We start from the raw sequence: 19980 nt of genomic DNA on the forward strand, positions 1-19980 counted from the left end.
GATGCAGCTGACGCTCTGGACGTACGAAGGCCCGCCGCACGTCGGCGCCATGCGCGTGGTCACCGCCATGAAAGGCGTGCACTACGTGCTGCACGCGCCGCAGGGCGACACCTACGCCGACCTGCTGTTCACCATGATCGAGCGCCGCGCCGAGCGCCCGCCGGTCACCTACACCACCTTCCAGGCGCGCGACCTGGGTGGCGACACCGCCGAGCTGTTCAAGACCGCGGCACGCGAGGCCTGGGAGCGCTTCCGCCCCGAGGCGCTGGTGGTCGGCGCTTCCTGCACCGGTGAGCTGATCCAGGACGACCCGGGCGGCCTGTGCCGGGCGCTGGCGCTGCCCGTGCCGGTGGTGCCGCTGGAGCTGCCGTCGTACCAGCGCAAAGAACACTGGGGCGCGGCCGAAACGCTGTACCAGATCGTGCGCACGCTGGCCGACCCGGCGCGCCGCGCCGCGCCACGCCAACCCGGCGACCGGCCGCGCTGCAACATCCTCGGCCCCGCCGCGCTGGGCTTCCGCCACCGCGATGACCTGCGTGAAATCCGCGGCCTGCTGGAAGAGCTGGGCGTCGACATCAACGTGGTTGCGCCCATGGGCGCCCGGCCGGCGGACATCGCCCGCCTGGGCGAGGCCCACTTCAACGTCGTCCTCTACCCCGAGATCGCCGGCACCGCCGCCGCCTGGCTGCAGCGCAGCTTTGGCCAGCCATCCACCCGCACCGTGCCCATGGGCACCGGCGCCACGCTGGACTTCATCCGCGAGGTCGCGGCCCTGGCCGGTATCGATCCCGAGCCGGTGTTGCGCCAGGCCGCCTACCGGGCCCGCTGGTACGCGCGCTCGGTCGACTCGACCTACCTCACCGGCAAGCGCGTGTTCATCTTTGGCGACGCGACCCACGCCGTGGCCGCCGCGCGCATCGCCCGCGAGGACATGGGTTTCGAGGTCGTCGGGCTGGGCACCTACACCCGGGAATTCGCCCGCGACATCCGCGAGGCCGCCCGCGGCCTGGGACTGGAGCCGCTGATCACGGACGACTACCTCGACGTCGAGGCCGCGATCGCGGCCGCGCAGCCGGAGCTGGTGCTGGGCACGCAAATGGAGCGCCACATCGCCAAGCGCCTGGGCATCCCGTGCGCGGTGATTTCCGCGCCGGTGCACGTGCAGGACTTCCCGGCCCGCTACGCGCCGGTCATGGGTTTTGAAGGTGCCAACGTGCTGTTCGACACCTGGGTCCACCCGCTCATGATGGGGCTGGAAGAACACCTGATCGGCATGTTCCGCGAGGACAGCGAGTTCCACGCCGACGCCGCCCCGTCCCACCTCGGCGGCACGGTGGCCCGCCCGCGCGAGACCCCGCCACCGGCGGCCGAACCCGCCGCCCCCACCGCCGCGCCCGCGGGCGCGTCCTCGGCCCCGACCGCCACCGTGTGGGGCGACGACGCCGAGCGCGAGCTGAAAAAGATCCCCTTCTTCGTGCGCGGCAAGGCCCGCCGCAACACCGAGCTGTTCGCTCGCGACCGCGGCCTGTCGCTGATCACGCTGGAGACCCTCTACGATGCCAAAGCCCACTTCAGCCGCTGAAGGCCGCGCCCCCGCCGCCGCCACCCGCGCGGTGCTGGTGACGATGGACAGCCATTCCGCCAGCGCCACCGAGCGGGCCGCCCGGCGGCTCTCGCGCGACCTGCCCGGGCTGACGCTGACGGTCCACGCCGCGGCCGAGTGGGGCGATGACCCGGCCGCGCTGGCGCGCTGCCGCGACGACATCGCGCGCGGCGACATCGTGATCGTCACGATGCTCTTCATGGAAGACCACTTCTTGCCGATCATCGATGCGCTGCGCGCCCGCCGGGACCATTGCGACGCCATGGTCTGCGCGATGTCGGCCGCCGAGGTCACCCGCCTGACCCGCATGGGCCGCTTCGACATGAGTGCACCGGCCAGCGGCGCGCTCGCCTTTTTGAAGCGCCTGCGCGGCAACGCCGGCAAGGCAGGGAAAGACGGGCCATCGGCCAGCGCCGGCGCCCAGCAGATGAAAACCCTGCGCATGCTGCCCAAGCTTCTGCGCTTCATCCCCGGCACGGCGCAGGACGTGCGGGCCTATTTCCTGGTCTTGCAGTACTGGCTGGCTGGGTCCGAACAGAACATGGTCAACCTGGTCCACTACCTCGTGGACCGCTACGCCAGCGGACCGCGCGCGGCGCTGCGCGGTGTGGCCCGGCCGGCCGATCCGGTCAATTACCCGGAGGTCGGCGTCTACCACCCGAAGATGGACGCGGTGGAGGCGGTCGCCCACATGGCCGAGCGGGTGCAGGCGCTCCCGCGCTGTGCCACCACCGGCCGTCGCGGCACGGTGGGCCTGCTGCTCATGCGTTCCTACCTGCTGGCCGGCAACGCCGAACACTACAACGGCGTGATCACGGCGCTGGAGGCGCGCGGGCTGCGCGTGATCCCGGCGTTTGCCACCGGGCTCGACCAGCGACCGGCGATCGAGGCCTTCTTCTTCCAGGACGGGCGCCCGACCATCGACGCGCTGGTGTCGCTCACCGGCTTCTCGCTCGTCGGGGGCCCGGCCTACAACGACGCCAAAGCCGCGGAAGACGTGCTGGCGCGGCTCGACGTGCCCTACCTCGCGGTGCATCCGCTGGAGTTCCAGACGCTGGACCAGTGGGGCGGCTCGCCGCGCGGGCTGATGCCGGTGGAGAGCACCATCATGGTCGCGATCCCCGAGCTGGACGGCGCCACCGGCTCGATGGTGTTCGGCGGCCGTGGCAACGCGGCGCACCACACCTGCACCGGCTGCAGCCAGGGCTGCCGCTTCGAGCGCGCGCCCGATGCCCACGACATGCACAGCTGCATCGAGCGCGCCGACATGCTCGCCGCGCGGGTGGGCAAGCTCGTGGACCTGCGTCGCAGCGAACGCGCCGAGCGCCGCGTGGCCGCGGTCATCTTCAACTTCCCGCCCAACGCCGGCGCCACCGGCACCGCGGCCCACCTCTCGGTGTTCGAGTCGCTGCACAACCTGCTGCTGGCCATGCAGCGCGAGGGCTACACCGTCGAGGTGCCGGCCAGCGTGGACGCGCTGCGCCGCCAGCTGATCGAGGGCAACGCCGCCCGCTTCGGCGCGATGGCCAACGTGCACACCCGCATCGCGGCCGACGACCACGTCCGCCGCGAGCGCCACCTCGCCGAGATCGAGGCCGCCTGGGGCCCGGCGCCCGGCCAGCAGCAAAGCGACGGTGCGTCGATCTTCGTGCTGGGCGAACGCTTCGGCAATGTGTTTGTCGGCATCCAGCCCGCCTTCGGCTACGAGGGCGACCCGATGCGCCTGCTCTTCGAGCGCGGCTTCGCGCCGACCCACGCGTTCTCCGCGTTCTACCGCTGGTTGCGCGAGGACTTCGGCGCCCACGCGGTGCTGCACTTCGGCACCCACGGCGCGCTGGAATTCATGCCCGGCAAACAGACCGGCCTGTCGGCCACTTGCTGGCCCGACCGCCTCATCGGCGACCTGCCCAACCTCTATCTCTACGCCAGCAACAACCCCAGCGAAGGCACCATCGCCAAGCGCCGCGCCGCCGCCACCCTGGTGAGCTACCTCACACCGCCCGTGGCCCAGGCCGGTCTGTACAAGGGTCTGGTGGACCTGAAGGAGGCGCTGGAGCGCTTCCGCTCGCTGGAGCCGGAGGCCCAGCGCGAACGCGCCGAACTCGTGCCCATGATCCAGGCCCTGGCCGCCACGCTGGAGCTGGCCCCGGCCGAGCCCGCCTGGGGCGACGACGCCGAGCGCGCGATCGCCCGCCTGGCCGAGGCCGTGCTGGAGGTGGAGTACACGCTGATTCCCCACGGGCTGCACGTGGTGGGCCGCGCACCGACGCCGGCCGAACGGGTCGACCTGCTGCTCAGCCACGCCGAGGCCGCGCACGGCCAGCGCCTGCCGCGCGAGTGGGTGCAGGCCGTGGTGGACGGCGTCCCGCCCACGCCGGCCGACGACGCCCAGGCCGCGCTGCTGACCGACCTCGCCGCGACCGACCGCCTGCTGGCCGACGACCACGAAATCGACGGCCTGCTGCGCGCCCTCGACGGCCGCTACCTGCGTCCCGCGCCGGGCGGCGATCTCCTGCGCACGCCGTCGATCCTGCCCACCGGCCGCAACCTCCACGGCTTTGACCCCTTCCGCCTGCCCAGCGCCTACGCCGTGCAGGATGGCGCGCGGCAAGCCGAGCGGCTGCTCGCCCGGCACACCGCCGACGGCCACCCACTGCCGCGGTCGATTGCCATGGTCCTGTGGGGCACCGACAACCTCAAGAGCGAAGGCGGCCCGATCGGGCAGGCGCTGGCGCTCATGGGCGCGCGCCCGCGCTTTGACAGCTACGGCCGGCTGGCCGGCGCCACCCTGATCCCGCTGGCCGAACTGGGACGCCCGCGCATCGACGTCGTGATCACCCTCTCGGGCATCTTTCGCGACCTGCTGCCGCTGCAGATCAAGCTGCTCGCCGAGGCGGCGTTCCTCGCCGCGAGCGCCGACGAGCCGCGCGACCAGAACTACCTGCGCGACCACGCGCTGGCCTGGCAGGCCGAGCACGGCGGCGACCTGGAAACCGCGTCCCTGCGCGTGTTTGGCAACGCCGAAGGCGCCTATGGCGCCAACGTCAACAGCCTGATCGACAACAGCCGCTGGGACGATGGCGATGAACTCGCCGAGACCTACACCCGCCGCAAGGGATTCGCCTACGGCCGCGCCGGCCGGCCGATGGCCCAGGGCGCGCTGCTGCAGCATGCGCTGACCCGCGTGGACCTCGCCTACCAGAACCTCGACTCGGTCGAACTGGGCGTGACCACGGTGGACACCTATTTCGACACCCTCGGCGGCATCAGCCGCGCCATCCAGCGCGCCAAGACCCAGGCGCAGGGCAGCACCGCCGCGATGGCGCCGGTCTACATCGGCGACCAGACCCGCGACGCCCACGGCGGCGGCACGGTGCGCACGCTCAACGAGCAGGTGGCGCTGGAAACCCGCACCCGCATGCTCAACCCCAAATGGACCGAAGGCATGCTCAAGCACGGCTACGAAGGCGTGCGCCAGATCGAAGTCCACCTCACCAACACCCTGGGCTGGTCGGCCACGACCGGCCAGGTCCAGCCCTGGGTGTACGAACAGCTCACCCAGGCCTTCGTGCTCGATCCCGAGATGCGTCGTCGCCTGGCAGAACTGAATCCCACCGCGTCCGCGCGGATGGCCAACCGGCTCATCGAGGCCTCGGAACGACAGTTCTGGAGCCCCGACGCCCGCACGCTGCAAGCCCTGCGGCAAGCCAGTGAAGAACTGGAAGACCGCCTGGAAGGCGTGATCGAAGGAGCCACCGCATGATGGAAACCAGCGTCCCCCTGACCGACTTGCGCCGCGCGGCGCGGCCGGTGCCGCCCCGTGAAGACGGGGAAGGCAGCCTGCAGGTGCAGCTTGACCCGAGCCTGAAGATCGGCACCGCCAAGGTGTTCGCCATCTACGGCAAGGGCGGCATCGGCAAGAGCACGACCAGCTCCAACCTCTCGGCCGCGTTTTCCCACCTGGGCAAGCGCGTGCTGCAGATCGGCTGCGACCCCAAGCACGACAGCACCTTCACCCTGACCAAGAAGATGCTGCCGACCGTGATCGATGCGCTGGAGGCGGTGGATTTCCACCCTGAAGAACTGCGCACCGAGGACTTCGTCTTCCCCGGCTACAACGGCGTGATGTGCGTCGAAGCGGGCGGGCCGCCGGCCGGCACCGGCTGTGGCGGCTACGTGGTCGGCCAGACCGTCAAGCTGCTCAAGGAGCACCACCTGCTCGAGGACACCGACGTGGTGATTTTCGACGTGCTGGGCGATGTGGTCTGCGGCGGCTTTGCGGCCCCGCTGCAACACGCCGACCGCGCCATGATCGTCACGGCCAACGACTTCGACTCGATCTTCGCGATGAACCGCATCGTGCAGGCCATCGGCGCGAAGGCCAAGAACTACGGCGTGCGCCTGGGCGGCGTGATCGCCAACCGCAGCGCGGCCACCGACCAGATCGACAAATACAACGACCGCACCGGCCTGCGCCTGGCGGCGCGCTTCCCCGACCTCGACGCCATCCGCCGCAGCCGGCTGAAAAAGTCGACGCTGTTCGAGATGGAGGACTCGCCCGACGTGCAGGCCGTGCGCGATGAGTACATGCGCCTGGCCGATGTGCTGTGGCGCGGCGGCGATCCGCTGCCGGCGGTGCCGATGAAGGACCGCGACATCTTCGACCTGCTGGGTTACGACTGAACCCCCGGAGCCGCTCAGACCATGGACCACTCTCCCTACCTCCAGCGCCGCGCGCAGATCGAGACCTACTTCGACCGCACCGCCGCCCAGGCCTGGGCGCGCCTGACCAGCAACGCGCCGGTGGGCCGCATCCGCGCCACCGTGCGCGCCGGGCGCGACGACATGCGCGCGACCCTCCTGTCGTGGCTGCCGGCCGACCTGCGCGGCCTGCGGCTGCTGGACGCCGGCAGTGGCACCGGCGCGCTGGCGATGGAGGCCGCGCAGCGCGGCGCCGACGTCGTGGCCATCGACCTCTCGCCCACGCTGGTCAACCTGGCGCGCGAGCGCTGGGCCGCCACGCCCAAGGCCCGCGGTGCGGGCACGCTGCTCTTCTCCTCGGGCGACATGCTGGACCCGTCGCTTGGCCAGTTCGACCACGTGGTGGCGATGGACTCGCTGATCCACTACGACGTGCCCGACATCGTGGCCGCGCTGCAGCGGCTGGGCCTGCGCACGCGTGGCAGCCTGTTGTTCACCTTCGCGCCGCGCACGCCGCTGCTGGCGGCGATGCACCGCGTGGGCCGCCTGTTCCCGCGCAGCGACCGATCGCCTGCGCTCACGCCGGTGTCGCAGCCGCTGCTGGCCGCGGCGCTCGCGCCGCAGGTGGCGCCGCTGGGCTTTGCGCCCGGCCGCCAGCGCCGCGTGGCCAGCGGCTTCTACACCTCGCACGCCTGGGAGTGGAGCCGGTGAAGACGCTCACCCGATGGCTCATGCCGGCCTGGGCGGCCCAGATCGCCCAGCGGTACGTGCCGTTCGCCGACGCGGCCAGCCCCGACCTGCCGCTGGGGCGGCTGTTGCGGCTCTCCCTGTTCCAGCTGGCCATCGGCATGACCACCGCGCTGCTGGTGGGCACGCTCAACCGCGTGATGATCGTGGAGCTGGGCGTGCCGGCCTGGTGGGTGGCGGTGTCGGTGGCGCTGCCGCTGGTTTTTGCACCGCTGCGGGCGCTGATCGGCTACCGCAGCGACACGCACCCCTCCGCGCTCGGCCTGCGCCGCCTGCCGTATCTGTGGATGGGCAGCCTGCTGATGTTCGGCGGGCTGGCGATCATGCCGTTTGCCCTGCTGTTGCTGTCCGACCCGCCCCCGGGCGCACTGGGCGTGTGGGCGGGCCGCATCGGCGCGGCGCTGGCGTTCCTGCTGGTCGGCGCGGGCATGCAGATCACGCAGACCGCCGGCCTCGCGCTGGCCAGCGACGTGGCGCCTGCCGACAAGCGCCCGCGCGTGGTGGCCCTGCTGTACGCCATGCTGCTCGTCGGCCTGATCGCCGGCAGCGCGTTGCTCGGCACCTTGCTGGCGGACTTCAGCCCGAAGCGCCTGATCCAGGTGGTGCAGGGTGCGGCCGTGCTCACCGTGCTGCTCAACCTGACCTCGCTGTGGAAGCAGGAAGCACGCGGCACGCGGCGCGGCGCGCGCGAGGCCGATGGCTTCTCGCGCAGCTGGCAGCGCCTGATGGCCATCCCCCAGATGCGCCGCTTCCTGTGGACCGTCGGGCTGGGCACGGTGGCCTTCAGCATGCAGGACATCGTGCTGGAGCCTTACGGCGGGCAGGTGCTCGGCCTCGACGTGGGGCTGACCAGCACAGTCACGGCGCTGAGCGCCGGCGGGGCCTTGCTCGCCTTTGCGCTGTCGACCCGCCTGCTTGGCCGCGGACTGGACACGATCCGCGTGGCCGCCGCGGGCGCGCTCACCGGGCTGCCGGCCTTTGCCTGCGTGATCTTTTCGGCGCCGCTGTCCTCGCCCCTGCTGTACGAGATCGGCGCAGCCCTCATCGGCTTCGGCGGAGGATTGTTCTCGGTGGGCATGCTGCTGACCGCGATGGAACTGCCCGAGCGGGAACACACCGGCCTGGTGCTGGGCGCGTGGGGCGCGGTGCAGGCCACCGCCGCCGGCCTGGCGATGGCGCTGGGTGGCGTGCTGCGCGACCTGGTGGCCGCGGCGGTGGACGCCGGCTGGCTCGGCGGGCCGCTCGACTCGCCGGCCACCGCCTACAGCGTGGTGTTCCACCTGGAGATCTACCTTTTGTTCGTCGTGCTGATCGCGCTGGGCCCGCTGGCCCGCCGCCACAGCCCGCCCGCACCCCGTTCACCCGGTCAGCCGATGGGGCTGGCCGAACTGCCCGGCTGACCCCGCCCCATCACGCTCACCCACCCTCACCGCGTTCCCCGCCATCCCCCCAGGAGACCACCATGGAAACAGGCGCCATCACCCAGTACGTCGACGTGGCCCAGCTCGTGCTTTACGCGTTCTGGTTCTTCTTCTTCGGCCTCATCTATTACCTCCAGCGCGAAAGCCACCGCGAGGGCTATCCCATGGACCCGGGCCGGGAAAACGGCCCCAAGATCGACGGTTGGCCGGTCCCGGAGCCCAAGACCTTCAAGCTGCTGCACGGCGGTGAAACCATCGCTCCCGATGTGAATCGGCCCGACGGCGCCTACAGCGCCCGGCCCGCCCACCGCTTCAACGGCGCGCCGCTGGAGCCCGTCGGCGATCCGCTGCTGGCCGGTGTGGGCCCCGGCGCCTGGGCGGCCCGCGCCGACCACCCGGACATGACCATCGAGAACGAAGCCAAGATCGTGCCGCTGCGCAGCGCCGGCGACTTCGGCATCGCGCGCCAGGACACCGATCCCCGCGGCCTCCCGGTCACGGGGGCCGACGGTGAAGTGGCCGGTCAGGTCAAGGACCTGTGGGTTGACCGCTCCGAGATGATGTTCCGCTACCTTGAAGTGGCGCTGCCCAATGGGCGCACGGTGCTGCTGCCGGTGCCGTTTGCCCGCATCCGCAAAAGCGGTGTGCACGTGCACGCGCTGCTGGCCGACCAGTTCGCCAACGTGCCCACCACCCGCCACCCCGACCAGATCACCCTGCTCGAAGAAGAAAAGATCAGCGCCTACTACGGCGCGGGCACGCTGTATGCCACGCCCGAGCGCCAGGAGCCGCTGGTATGAACGCGAGCCACGAGCACGAGTTTGAGGCCGCCCCGGGGCTGCCCGAGCCGCTGCCGCGTGGCGAGCAGCTGCTCTGGCAGGGCCGGCCGGACTGGCGGTCCCTGGCTATCCATGCCTTCCATGTGCGCAAGATCGCGATCTACTTCGGGCTGATGCTCGCGGTGCAGGCGGCCTATCTGGTCGGACGTCCCAGCCCGTTCGCGATCGCGCCGCTGGTCACGAGCGCGGTGCTGGCGGGTCTGGCGCTGGCGCTGCTGGCCACCACCGCGTGGCTGTCGGCCCGCACCGCGCTCTACACCGTGACCGACCGTCGCGTGGTCATGCGCATCGGGATCGTGCTCACGCTGACCTTCAACCTGCCGCTGCGCTGTCTGGCGGGTGCCTCGCTGCGACCGCTGTCCGGCGGCCGCGGCGACATCGCGCTGCAGCTCGCCGGGCGCGAACGCATCGGCTACGCCAACCTGTGGCCGCACGCCCGGGCCTGGCGCCTGGCGCGCCCCGAGCCGAGCCTGCGCTGCGTGCCCGATGCCGCGGCCGTGGGCGCGCTGATCCAGCGCCACTGGACGGCCCTGCAGGCCGCGCCGGTGGCCGCGGTGTCGGCCGCCCCTGCGCGTCCCGCCGGCAGCAACGTGGTGCCGTTGCGGCCCACGCCGGCGGCGCCGATGGCGGTCGACACCCGAGAGGACCGCCTGCCGGCGGCCACCGCATGAGCCACCACGACGCGCCGTTCGGCCCGGTCACGCCCTGGCCCGTCTGGGCCCTGGGCGGCCTGATGCTGGCCACGCTGGCCGTGGTGGCCTGGCAGCGCTGGGAACACGTCAATGCCCCGCGCGCCGAGGCCGCGGTCACCGACGTGTTGTGGCAGCGCAGCCTGCGCTTTGAAGACCGGCCCAACGGCGACATCGCCGTCATCGATCCGACCGCCGGCCCGCAGGGCGCGGAGGTCCACCGTTTTCAGGGCGAGCAGGGCTTCGCCCGCGGCACGCTGCGCGCCCTGGCGCGCGCGCGGGCCCAAAGCGGCCTCGGGCCGCAGCAGCCCTTCGTGCTGACCGCCCACCGCGACGGCCGGCTGGTGCTGTCCGATCCCGCGACCGGGCAGCGCATTTCCCTGGAGTCGTTCGGACCCACCAACCTCGCCGTGTTCGCCGTGCTTCGCGACGCCCGGCCGGTGGGCTCGACCGACCCTGTTTCCGGAGCTTCCCGATGAACACCACCGATTTCGACAGCAACACCGACCACGTCGCCGCGCTCATGGACACCTTGCGCGACACCGAGGACGCCACCGCCCGCGCCGCGCGCAGCACCATGCTCACGCCGCGCTTCTACACCACCGACTTCGACGCCATGGACCGGCTGGATGTGTCGCCGGTGCGCGCCGAATGGGACGCGATGATGGCCGAGTACGAGGGCGACAACAACCAGGACCACTTCAAGCGCGACGCCGCGTTTGCCGAGGAACTGCGGGCGCTGCTGCCGCAGCTCTCGCCCGAGCTGCGCCAGGAGTTCATGGACTTCCTCATCAGCTCCTGCACCTCGGAGTTCTCCGGCTGCATCCTCTACAACGAGATCCGCAAGCACATCAGCAACCCCGACATCAAGCAGCTGATGGCCTACATGGCGCGCGATGAGTCGCGCCACGCCGGGTTCATCAACCAGGCACTCAAGGACTTCAACCTCGGCATCGACCTGGGCAGCCTCAAGCGCGTGAAGGCCTACACCTACTTCAAGCCGAAATACATCTTCTACGCGACCTACCTGTCCGAGAAGATCGGCTACGCCCGCTACATCACCATCTTCCGGCAGCTCGAGCGCCACCCCGAGAAGCGCTTCCACCCGATCTTTCGCTGGTTTGAGCGCTGGTGCAACGACGAATTCCGCCACGGCGAATCCTTCGCGCTGATGATGCGCGCCCAACCGCACCTGCTGCGCGGCGCCAACACCTGGTGGATCCGCTTCTTCATCCTGGCCGTGTACGCCACGATGTACGTTCGCGACCACACCCGCCCGCTGATGCACGAAGCCATGGGCCTGGAGGCCACCACCTACGACTACGAGGTCTTCCGCATCACCAGCGAGATCTGCCGGCAGGTGTTCCCGGTGGAGCTCGACATCGACCACCCGGCTTTCCGTGCCGGCCTGGACCGCCTGCTGGCGATCTCCCAGGCCAACGACCGCGCGGTCGCGCGCGGCGGCGTGATCGGCACGCTGCAGCGCGGCTGGTGCGCGGCGCGCGCCGCCCTGACCTTCGGGCGTCTGCTGATCCTGCCCGTCAAGCGCCACGACCTGCCCAAGGACGTGCGGCTGCAGCCCACGTGGTGAGCCCGCACCGGCCCGCCCCATGACCGGACTGCCCGGCTCCCTGGCCGCCCCGGCCCTGTTTGCGCTGCTGTGCTGGTGGTTCGGCACGGGCGCGATCCTGTGGCTGGTGCGCCGTCGCCCGGCGACCTTCGGCTGGAGCATGGGGCTGGGCACCGCGCTGCTGGGACTGAGTTTCTGGGCCACCGCGGTGAGCATGCAGTCGGCCACCCCGGCACACGCCTACCTGGCCTTCGCCAGCGTGATCCTGATGTGGAGCTGGCACGAGCTGGCCTTCCTCACGGGCTGGCTCACCGGCCCGCGCCGCGGCCCGCTGCCGCCTGGCAGCTGCGGCTGGTCGCGCTTTGTGCACTCGGTGCAGGCCATCCTGTGGCACGAGCTGGCGCTGCTGGCGAATTTCGCCGTGCTGCTGCTGATGCAGCAAGGCCAGCCCAGCCACGTGGCGATCTGCACGTTCGCGCTGCTGTGGTGCATGCGCTTCTCGGCCAAGATGAACCTGTTCTTCGGCGTGCCCGAGGTCGGCGAGCAGTACCTGCCGCGCCACCTCGCCTACCTCGCCTCCTATTTCCGGCGCGGCTCCATCAGCGCCTTTTTCTTTCTGTCGGTGGGCGTGGCCTGCGTGGTGTGGGCCTGGATGGTCCACCGCCTGGCGACCGGGCAGACCGAGGTGAGCACCGGCTGGGTGCTGCTGGCCGCGCTGCTGGGGCTGGCGATCGTGGAGCACCTGATCATGGTGTTCCCGGTGCCGATGCAGAAACTCTGGGGCTGGGCCATGGCCGCGCGCAGCGGCGTCAAGGGAGAAGGCGCATGAACGCCTGGCGACGCGGCGAAGACACCGGGTTCGGCGAACCGGCCGGACCCGACACCCGGCCCCACGCGGTCATCATCGGCAGCGGCTTCGGCGGGCTGGCCGCCGCGGTGCGGCTGGGCGCACGCGGCTGGCGCGTGACCGTGCTGGAAAAGCTCGACGCGCCCGGTGGCCGGGCCTATGTGCACCATCAGGGGGGGCACGTGTTCGATGCCGGCCCCACCATCATCACCGTGCCCTACCTCTTCGAGGAATTGTGGCAGGTGGCGGGCCGGCGACTGGCCGATGACGTGACCCTGCGCCCGCTCGACCCGTTCTACCGCATCCGGTTTGCCGACGGCGACCACTTCGACTACAGCGGTGACCCCGAGCGCCAGCGCGCCGAGATCCGCCGCATCAGCCCCGACGACCTGGCGGGCTACGACCGATTCACCGCCGAGGCCGACCACTGCTACCGCCTCGGTTTCGAGGCGCTCGGCGACAAGGCCTTCGACACGGTGGGCGACCTGATCAAGGCCAGTCCGGCCATCCTGCGCATGCGGGGCTGGCGCAGCCTGCACGGCATGGTCGCCAGCCACCTGCGCCACCCCAAGCTGCGCATCGCGATGAGCCTGCAGAGCCTGCTCATCGGCGGCAACCCGTTTTCGGTGACCTGCATCTACAGCCTGATCAACTCGCTGGAGCGCCGCCACGGCGTGCACTGGGCCGAGGGCGGCACCGGGCGTCTGGTGCAAGGCCTGGTCGGCCTGATGAAAGGGCAGGGTGGCACGCTGCGCTGCCACGCCGAGGTGCGCCGCATAGAGGTCGACCGCGGCCGTGCCACCGGCGTCACGCTGGCCAGCGGCGAGCGGATCGCCGCCGACATCGTGGTCAGCAACGGCGACACCGCCTGGACCTACCGACACCTTGTCGCGCCCGAGCACCGCCGCCGCTGGAGCGACGCCCGCATCGCGCGCGGGCGCTACTCGATGAGCCTGTTCGTCTGGTACTTCGGCGTGCGCGGGCGCTACGAGCAGGTGCCGCAGCACATGATGCTGCTGGGCCCGCGCTACCGCGAGTTGCTGACCGACATCTTCAAGCGCCACCGGCTGGCCGACGACTTCAGCCTCTACCTTCACCGGCCCAGCGCCCACGACGCCTCGATGGCGCCCCCCGGCCACGACACCTTCTACGCCCTCGCGCCGGTGCCCCACCTCGACAGCGGCACCGACTGGAGCCTGCGCGCCGGTACCTTCCGGCAGGCGATCGCCGAGGTGCTGGACCGCACCGTGCTGCCCGGTTTCGAGTCGCGCCTCACGGCGTCCCTGATCACCACGCCGCAGGACTTCCAGGACCGCCTGCTGTCCTACAAAGGCGCGGCTTTCGGTCTGGAGCCCTTGCTGCTGCAAAGCGCGTGGTTCCGCCCGCACAACCGCAGCGAAGACGTGGACCGCCTCTACATGGTGGGCGCCAGCACGCACCCGGGCGCTGGTGTGCCAGGGGTGCTGATGTCGGCCAAGGCGCTGGACAGCGTGGTGCCCGACGCCGCCGTCTTCCAGCGCGACAACCCCACACCGGCCGCCACCCGATGACCCAGCCAACCGCCACCCCAGCCGCCACCCACGAGGCCCCGCCGGGCGGTGCCGCGGTCAGCGACGCCGACCGCGACCTGCAGGCCTGCCTGGCCCTCATGCGTACCGGCTCGCGCAGCTTTTTCGCCGCCGCCCGGCTGCTGCCCGCCCGCGTGCGGCCGGACGCGGTGGCGCTCTACGCGTTCTGCCGTGTGGCCGACGATCTCGTCGATGACCCGCCGCACAGCGTGGACGACAGCCTCGCCTTGCTGGGCCGGCGGCTCGACGCCGTGTACGCCGGCCGCCCGGGCGACGCGGTCGAAGACCGGGCGCTGGCCGCCGTCGTGCAGCGCCACCGGCTGCCGCGTCCGCTGCTGGACGCGCTGCTTGACGGCTTCGCCTGGGACGCGCGCGGCCGGCAGTACGAGACCGTCGATGACCTGCACGGGTACGGCGCGCGCGTGGCCGGCAGTGTGGGCGCCATGATGTGCTGGATCATGGGCGCCCGCTCGCCCGTGGCGCTGGCGCGCGCCTGCGAAATGGGCGTGGCCATGCAACTCACCAACATCGCGCGCGACGTCGGCGACGACGCGCGGCTCGGTCGCCTGTATCTGCCGCGGCAGTGGCTGCGGGAGGCTGGCCTGGACCCCGAGGCCTGGCTCGCCGCGCCGGTCTGCACGCCGCCCTTGCAGCGTGTCGTCGAGCGCCTGCTGGTCGAGGCCGAGCGGCTGTACGCCCAGGCCACCGGCGGCGTGGCCTGCCTGCCGCGCGACTGCCAGGCCGCCATCCTGGCCGCGCGGCTGATCTACGCCGACATCGGCGCCCAACTGCGCCGCGACGGGCTGGACCCGGTGAGCCGCCGCGCGGTGGTGCCGGCGGCGCGCAAGCTGGTGCTGCTGACGCAGGCCTGGTGGCTTGCCGGTCGCACCCGCGCCCCCGAAGCCCGCCATGCGCCGGCCCCGCTGCCGGCGATCCGCTACCTCATCGACCACTGCGACGACGCCAGCGCCGCGGCGGTGGTGCCGGCGCTGGCCCGGCCGGTGCGCGAGCGGGTGGTGTGGATGATCGAGCTCTTTGAGCGGCTGGAGCAGCAACGCCTGAGCGAACGGCTCAACGGGCGCGGCGCGCGCTGACCCATCGCCGCCCTCAGGCCGCGGGGGCGCGCAGCGCGTCGAAACGGCGGTTGAATTCCTGGCGCAGTTCGCGCCGCACGCGCGCCGCGGCGTGGCGCCGCTGCTCGTCCGGCGTCACCGGTTGCCACGGCGGCACCGCCGCCGGACGGCCTTCATCGTCCACCGCCACCATGGTGAAGAAGCAGCTGTTGGCGTGGCGGACGACTTGCGTGCGGATGTTTTCCGCCACCACCTTGATGCCGACCTCCATCGACGAGGTGCCGGTGTGGTTGACCGAGGCGAGAAACGTGACCAGCTCGCCCACATGGATCGGCTGGCGGAACATCACCTGATCCACCGACAGCGTGACCACGTAGCGGCCGGCATACCGGCTGGCGCAGGCGTAGGCGACCTGATCGAGCAGCTTGAGCACGGTGCCGCCGTGCACGTTGCCGGAAAAATTGGCCATGTCGGGGGTCATGAGCACGGTCATGCTCAGCTGGTGGGAGGGCAGGTCCATGGCGCGGTGGCGTGGTGGGTCGATGGCGGGGCACTGTACACGCCGGCGCCGCCCCACACTGGACGGTCGTCAGCGCTGCCGCACCCGCGCGCCGTCGCGCACACCATTGCCCGGGAACAGCACCACGCGTTCGCCGTCGGCGAGCCCGCGTTCCACGACCGCGTGGTCCTGGCTGCGCGGGCCCAGCGCCACCGCCCGCAGCCGCGCCTGCCCGCCATCGTCCACCACAAACACCGCCCACCCATCGCCCTGGCGCTGCAGAGCGGCCACCGGCACACGCAGCGCCCCGTCGATGGCCTGAACCACTACGCGGGCGTCCACCCGGTAGCCATCACCCAGCGCACCGCCCGCGGGGAGGGCATCGGGCAGCGCCACGTGGACTTTCACGCGCTGTTCCTCGATGCCCAGCGCCGACACGCGGGTGAACGCCACCGGCTCCACCAGCGCCACCCGACCCGACAGGGGCGGGACGCCGGGGCCGGCGCTGAGCGTGACCAACGCACCGCGCGGTACCCGGGCGGCGTCAGACGACAGCAGGTCGATCACCGCTTCAAGACGGGTCGTGTCGCCGATGTCCATCAGCGGCTGACCGGCGCTCACCGGGCCGGCGCTCTCGCGGTGCACCGCCACCACCCGCCCGTCGACCGGGCTGCGCAGCGTCCACAGACCGTCGTCGCTGGCCGGCGTGTCGGCGCGGGCGAGGGCGGCGCGCGCCTCGGCCAGCCCGAAGGCCGCGACGCGGCGCTCCGCGTCGGCCGCCGCCACCGCCTGCGCGGCGAGCCGCCGCGCCAGCTCGGCCTGTTCGCGCGCCGCGGGGGCCACAAACTGCGCCCGCGCCAGTTCGGTCTGCCGCCGCACATCGGCCTCGGCCTGCGCCAGCGCGGCCTGCTGCCGCGCCTGCTGCGCCTCGGCCGCGGCCTGCGCCGCCTGCGCGCTGCCCAGCCGCTGCTGCAACACCGTGCGCGTGCGGCTGTCGATCATCGCTGGCGCCACCGGCCGGAGCACCGCCAGCGCCTCGCCTGCGGCCACCGTGTCGCCCACGCGCAGCCCCGGCCGCTGCAACTCGCCGCTGGTGGGCGCGGCCACGGTGTGGCGCTGCAGCAGGCGCAGCACGCCTTCTTCTTCGATCACCAGCGTCACCGGCCCCCGGTCCGCAGCCGCGGTCTCCACCGCCAGCGCCGCGGGTCGCAGGGCCCAGACCAGCAGGCCGATGCCGGCCAACGCGCCAACGCCCGCCAGCCAGGGCCAACGGCGGCGGTGCAAGGGCAGTTTCTCGTTCATTCGCGCACTTTCAACACGGCCACCAGATCGAGTCGATCGACGCGGCGGCGCACCAGCAGGGCACTGGCCACCCCGGCGGCCAGCACGATGACCGCGGCCCACGCGTAGGTGGACGTCGCGATCACGACGGGGAAATCGATGTTGTCCGACGACATCAGCCGCATCAGCAGCGTGGCCAGGGCCCAGCCGGCGGCCATGCCCAGCGGCAAGGCCAGCAACAGCTCCACCGCCAGCTGACCCAGCAGCAGCCAGGACACCTCGGCGCGCGTCATGCCCAGCACCCGCAGGCTGGCGAGGTCCCAGGCGCGCTCGGACAGCGCGATCCGCGCGGCGTTGTAGGTGATGCCCACCGCCATGGCGACGGCAAAGAGCGTCAGGATGGCGCTGAAGGCGCCCATGTTGGCTTTCGTGCGTTCGTCGAAGGCCTGCGCCGCTGCCCGCTTGTCGAACACGCCCTGCACGCCGGGCAGGCCCTTCACCGCCGCCCAGAACGCAGGCCACGCCTGGCTGTCGACCAGCAGTGCGGCCTCGGTGAATGCGGCGCCGTCGCGGGTGATGCGGCGCAATGCGGGCAGGTCCATCCAGGCTTGCTGGCCCATGAGCGTGTGGGCCACTGCGACGACCGTCAGCTCCACCCTGGCCTGGCGCCCGGTGCGGAACTGCACGCTCACCCGGTCGCCCACCCGCGCGCCGACGGCCCGCGCGAGCAGCTGCGAGAGCACGATGCCGTCGGGCGGCGGTGTGAACGGACCGTGGCGCGCATCCACCGCGCGCAGCAGCTGGGCATCGGGCGCCAGGCCGGTGAGCGTGGCGTCCTGCCGGCGGTGGCCCACCGTCACCCGCACGGCCTCGGTGCGGTAGCCCTCGGCCCGCCACACGCCGGGCAGGCGCTGCAGCGACGCCAGGCCGCTGGCCGGCACGCCCGGCTCCAGATGCACGATCACGTCGCCCGGCTGCACCTGACGGAATTGCACATCCACGATGTGGGCGATGGCGTCGAGCCAGAAGGCGCCGGCGATCTGCAGCGCCATGGCCAGCGCGACCCCGCCGACCGTGAAGGCGCTGCGCCAGGGCCGGTTCTCGACGTCGCGCACGATCATCGTGAGTCGCGGGCTCAGGCGCCGGGCGCCAGCCAGCCGCTCGGCCAGGGTGCGCCGGTAGCGCGGCGGGGCCGGCGGTTGCATGGCCTGGGCGGGCCGCAGGCGCAGCACCGCGCGGATCGAGGTCCACGCCCCCAGCGCCGCGCCGCCCGCCGCCACCAGCAGCGCCACCGCCACCAGCGCGGGCTCGGTGCGGTAGGCCAGGGCGTCGAAGCGGAACACCGGCTCGTACAGGCCCAGCATCAGCCGGCCGATGACCCCGCTGAGCAACAGCCCGGCCACCGCCCCCAACGCGGCGATGGCGAGGGCAAACTGCAGGTAGTGGGTGCCGATCCGGCGGTCCGGGTAGCCCAGTGCCTTGAGCGCCGCGATCTGCGCGCGCTGGGTGGCGACCTGCCGGGCCAGCACGCCGTTGAGGATGAACACCGCCACCGCGAGGAACAGGCCCGGCAGGACCGTGCCCATCACCCGCAGCTGGTCGAGCTCGTCGTCGACCACCCGGGCCGAGAGCTGGTCCGCGCGCGCGACCGCGCCCAGCGAACCGTGTGGGGCGAGCAGGCGGTCCACCGCTTCGATGGTGGCGCCGGGCGAGGCCTGCGGCGCGAGCTGCAGCGCCGCGGTGTTGAAGGCGCCCTCCATGTCGAGCAGGGCGGCGAGGCGCCGTGCATCGACCCACCAGATGCCGAAGCTGGTGTCGTCGGGCGCGCCGCCGGCCGAGGCGAACACCGTGTCGGGCGAAATCGCGATCCCCACCACGCGCACCGACTGGTGCCGCCCGTTGATGACCGCGCTGACCCGCGCGCCCGGGCGCAGCCCGCGCTGGTGGGCAAAAGCCTCGCTGACCACCGCCTCCAGCGGGCCGTCGGTCTGGGGCCAGCGACCGTCGCGCAGACGCACGGCGTTGAGGCGCTGTTCGCCCGGCGCGCCGGGCGGTCCGCCCAGCGCGACAAAGCGCCCCGTCACCGGCGCGCCGGGATCGCCGAGATCCACCGTGGCGTCCCACGACAGCCCGGTCTGCACCGCGGTCACGCCGGGCAGGTCGGCCAGCCGCTCGCGCAGCGCCAGGGGCGCGCGCCGGGCGGTCACAAACACGTCGGCCAGCCGGTGGGTGGCGTAGAAGTCGTCGCGGGCCTGCAGCAGCGAGGCGTGGACCGAAAACAGGCCGACAAAGCCGCCCACGCCGATCGCCACCACCAGCGCGTTGGTGAGCACCTGGCTGCCCAGGCGCCGGAGGTCTCGGCCGAGCTTGATGGTCAGGGCGTGCATGGCGCGTGTCTCACCAGCGCAGGCCGGACGCGGGCTGCTGGGCCGGGTTGAGTTCGGTCGCCACCACACGGCCGTCGGCCAGCCGCAGCACGCGGTCCGCCATGGCCGCGATCGGGGCGTTGTGGGTGATGACGATGGTTGTGGTGCCGAGGTCCCGGTTGACCGTCTCGATCGCCTGCAGCACCAGCACCCCGGTGGCGCAGTCCAGCGCGCCGGTGGGCTCGTCGCACAGCAGGACCGCCGGGCGCTTGGCGATGGCGCGCGCGATCGCCACGCGCTGCTGTTCGCCCCCGGAGAGCTGGGACACGAAGTGGTCCACCCGGTGTCCCAGGCCAACCCGTTCCAGCGCGTCTTCCGGTCGCATCGGGTCCTCAGCCAGCTCCGTCACCAGCGCCACGTTCTCGCGCGCGGTCAGGCTGGGGATCAGGTTGTAGAACTGGAAGACGAATCCCACGTGCTCGCGGCGGTAGCGGGTGAGTTCGGCATCGCTGGCGCCGGTCAGCTCGTGGGTGGTGCCGCCGTGGCTCCAGCGCGCCGAGCCGCTGGTGGCGCTGTCAAGACCACCCAGGATGTTGAGCAGCGTGCTCTTGCCGCTGCCTGAGGCGCCGAGCAGCACCACAAATTCGCCGCGCGCGATGTCCAGGTCCACGCCCCGCAGGGCATGCACGGCGGTCGGGCCATCGCCGTAGGTCTTGGTCAGGCCCCGGGCCACAAACACCGGCGGGGAGGGATCGGGCATGTGGCCATTGCAGCAC

Annotated in this window: 16 protein-coding genes; 12 read left to right on the top strand and 4 right to left on the bottom strand. The window is 72.0% G+C overall.

Features of this window, described 5'->3' with window-relative positions; all coding sequences use genetic code 11:
- The first annotated feature begins 1 nt into the window (after position 1).
- The 12 genes from bchB (at position 2) to AC2D80_RS04935 (ending at position 15079) form a co-directional block, all read left to right on the top strand.
- Positions 2–1582 carry a ferredoxin:protochlorophyllide reductase (ATP-dependent) subunit B gene (gene bchB, locus AC2D80_RS04880; RefSeq protein ID WP_484631851.1) on the top strand — a complete coding sequence of 527 codons (1581 nt, stop codon included), beginning with the start codon at positions 2–4 and terminating at the stop codon, positions 1580–1582.
- The gene (locus AC2D80_RS04885; RefSeq protein ID WP_484631852.1) at positions 1557–5366 is read left to right on the top strand and encodes a magnesium chelatase subunit H; all 3810 of its coding nucleotides are present in this window, start codon (positions 1557–1559) and stop codon (positions 5364–5366) included. Before bchB ends, AC2D80_RS04885 begins: the two co-directional genes overlap by 26 nt.
- A complete protein-coding gene (bchL, locus tag AC2D80_RS04890) occupies positions 5363–6286 on the top strand; it encodes a ferredoxin:protochlorophyllide reductase (ATP-dependent) iron-sulfur ATP-binding protein (protein WP_484631853.1) in 924 nt (307 codons plus the stop codon). Before AC2D80_RS04885 ends, bchL begins: the two co-directional genes overlap by 4 nt.
- Positions 6287–6307: 21 nt before the next feature.
- Positions 6308–7015 carry a magnesium protoporphyrin IX methyltransferase gene (bchM, locus tag AC2D80_RS04895; RefSeq protein WP_484631854.1) on the top strand — a complete coding sequence of 236 codons (708 nt, stop codon included), beginning with the start codon at positions 6308–6310 and terminating at the stop codon, positions 7013–7015.
- A complete protein-coding gene (locus AC2D80_RS04900; protein ID WP_484631855.1) occupies positions 7012–8451 on the top strand; it encodes a BCD family MFS transporter in 1440 nt (479 codons plus the stop codon). The genes bchM and AC2D80_RS04900 overlap by 4 nt, the downstream gene beginning before the upstream one ends.
- A gap of 62 nt (positions 8452–8513) precedes the next feature.
- Complete coding sequence (gene puhA, locus AC2D80_RS04905; protein WP_484631856.1) at positions 8514–9272, top strand: photosynthetic reaction center subunit H; 759 nt, start codon at positions 8514–8516, stop codon at positions 9270–9272.
- A complete protein-coding gene (gene puhB / locus AC2D80_RS04910) occupies positions 9269–9982 on the top strand; it encodes a photosynthetic complex putative assembly protein PuhB (protein ID WP_484631857.1) in 714 nt (237 codons plus the stop codon). The genes puhA and puhB overlap by 4 nt, the downstream gene beginning before the upstream one ends.
- A complete protein-coding gene (puhC, locus tag AC2D80_RS04915; protein ID WP_484631858.1) occupies positions 9979–10479 on the top strand; it encodes a photosynthetic complex assembly protein PuhC in 501 nt (166 codons plus the stop codon). Before puhB ends, puhC begins: the two co-directional genes overlap by 4 nt.
- Entirely contained in the window at positions 10476–11591 is a 1116-nt protein-coding gene (gene acsF, locus AC2D80_RS04920) for a magnesium-protoporphyrin IX monomethyl ester (oxidative) cyclase (protein WP_484631859.1), read from the top strand. Before puhC ends, acsF begins: the two co-directional genes overlap by 4 nt.
- 19 nt (positions 11592–11610) lie before the next feature.
- A complete protein-coding gene (puhE, locus tag AC2D80_RS04925; protein ID WP_484631860.1) occupies positions 11611–12399 on the top strand; it encodes a putative photosynthetic complex assembly protein PuhE in 789 nt (262 codons plus the stop codon).
- The gene (locus tag AC2D80_RS04930) at positions 12396–13967 is read left to right on the top strand and encodes a phytoene desaturase (protein WP_484631861.1); all 1572 of its coding nucleotides are present in this window, start codon (positions 12396–12398) and stop codon (positions 13965–13967) included. Before puhE ends, AC2D80_RS04930 begins: the two co-directional genes overlap by 4 nt.
- The gene (locus AC2D80_RS04935) at positions 13964–15079 is read left to right on the top strand and encodes a phytoene/squalene synthase family protein (protein ID WP_484631862.1); all 1116 of its coding nucleotides are present in this window, start codon (positions 13964–13966) and stop codon (positions 15077–15079) included. The genes AC2D80_RS04930 and AC2D80_RS04935 overlap by 4 nt, the downstream gene beginning before the upstream one ends.
- A 13-nt stretch (positions 15080–15092) precedes the next feature.
- Here the strand turns inward: AC2D80_RS04935 and AC2D80_RS04940 are convergent, their stop codons facing one another.
- The 4 genes from AC2D80_RS04940 to AC2D80_RS04955 form a co-directional block, all read right to left on the bottom strand.
- Positions 15093–15578, bottom strand: coding sequence for an acyl-CoA thioesterase (locus AC2D80_RS04940; RefSeq protein ID WP_484631863.1), 486 nt, complete (start codon positions 15576–15578; stop codon positions 15093–15095).
- 69 nt (positions 15579–15647) lie between these two features.
- Entirely contained in the window at positions 15648–16859 is a 1212-nt protein-coding gene (locus AC2D80_RS04945; RefSeq protein WP_484631864.1) for an efflux RND transporter periplasmic adaptor subunit, read from the bottom strand.
- Entirely contained in the window at positions 16856–19225 is a 2370-nt protein-coding gene (locus tag AC2D80_RS04950; RefSeq protein WP_484631865.1) for an ABC transporter permease, read from the bottom strand. The genes AC2D80_RS04945 and AC2D80_RS04950 overlap by 4 nt, the downstream gene beginning before the upstream one ends.
- A 10-nt stretch (positions 19226–19235) precedes the next feature.
- Positions 19236–19964: an ABC transporter ATP-binding protein gene (locus tag AC2D80_RS04955; protein WP_484631866.1), complete on the bottom strand. Its 729-nt coding sequence runs from the start codon at positions 19962–19964 to the stop codon at positions 19236–19238.
- Positions 19965–19980 lie beyond the last annotated feature (16 nt).

The sequence above is a fragment of the Hydrogenophaga sp. T66 genome, assembly GCF_057219855.1.

Excerpts from the sequence above, each read along its gene's own strand:
- AC2D80_RS04945 (WP_484631864.1), bottom strand. The coding sequence starts at position 16,859 with ATGAACGAGAAACTGCCCTTGCACCGCCGCCGTTGGCCCTGGCTGGCG.
- bchB (WP_484631851.1), top strand. The coding sequence starts at position 2 with ATGCAGCTGACGCTCTGGACGTACGAAGGCCCGCCGCACGTCGGCGCC.
- AC2D80_RS04935 (WP_484631862.1), top strand. The coding sequence starts at position 13,964 with ATGACCCAGCCAACCGCCACCCCAGCCGCCACCCACGAGGCCCCGCCG.
- AC2D80_RS04950 (WP_484631865.1), bottom strand. The coding sequence starts at position 19,225 with ATGCACGCCCTGACCATCAAGCTCGGCCGAGACCTCCGGCGCCTGGGC.
- puhC (WP_484631858.1), top strand. The coding sequence starts at position 9,979 with ATGAGCCACCACGACGCGCCGTTCGGCCCGGTCACGCCCTGGCCCGTC.
- bchM (WP_484631854.1), top strand. The coding sequence starts at position 6,308 with ATGGACCACTCTCCCTACCTCCAGCGCCGCGCGCAGATCGAGACCTAC.
- AC2D80_RS04940 (WP_484631863.1), bottom strand. The coding sequence starts at position 15,578 with ATGGACCTGCCCTCCCACCAGCTGAGCATGACCGTGCTCATGACCCCC.
- puhE (WP_484631860.1), top strand. The coding sequence starts at position 11,611 with ATGACCGGACTGCCCGGCTCCCTGGCCGCCCCGGCCCTGTTTGCGCTG.
- AC2D80_RS04930 (WP_484631861.1), top strand. The coding sequence starts at position 12,396 with ATGAACGCCTGGCGACGCGGCGAAGACACCGGGTTCGGCGAACCGGCC.
- bchL (WP_484631853.1), top strand. The coding sequence starts at position 5,363 with ATGATGGAAACCAGCGTCCCCCTGACCGACTTGCGCCGCGCGGCGCGG.
- puhB (WP_484631857.1), top strand. The coding sequence starts at position 9,269 with ATGAACGCGAGCCACGAGCACGAGTTTGAGGCCGCCCCGGGGCTGCCC.
- AC2D80_RS04955 (WP_484631866.1), bottom strand. The coding sequence starts at position 19,964 with ATGCCCGATCCCTCCCCGCCGGTGTTTGTGGCCCGGGGCCTGACCAAG.
- puhA (WP_484631856.1), top strand. The coding sequence starts at position 8,514 with ATGGAAACAGGCGCCATCACCCAGTACGTCGACGTGGCCCAGCTCGTG.
- AC2D80_RS04885 (WP_484631852.1), top strand. The coding sequence starts at position 1,557 with ATGCCAAAGCCCACTTCAGCCGCTGAAGGCCGCGCCCCCGCCGCCGCC.
- acsF (WP_484631859.1), top strand. The coding sequence starts at position 10,476 with ATGAACACCACCGATTTCGACAGCAACACCGACCACGTCGCCGCGCTC.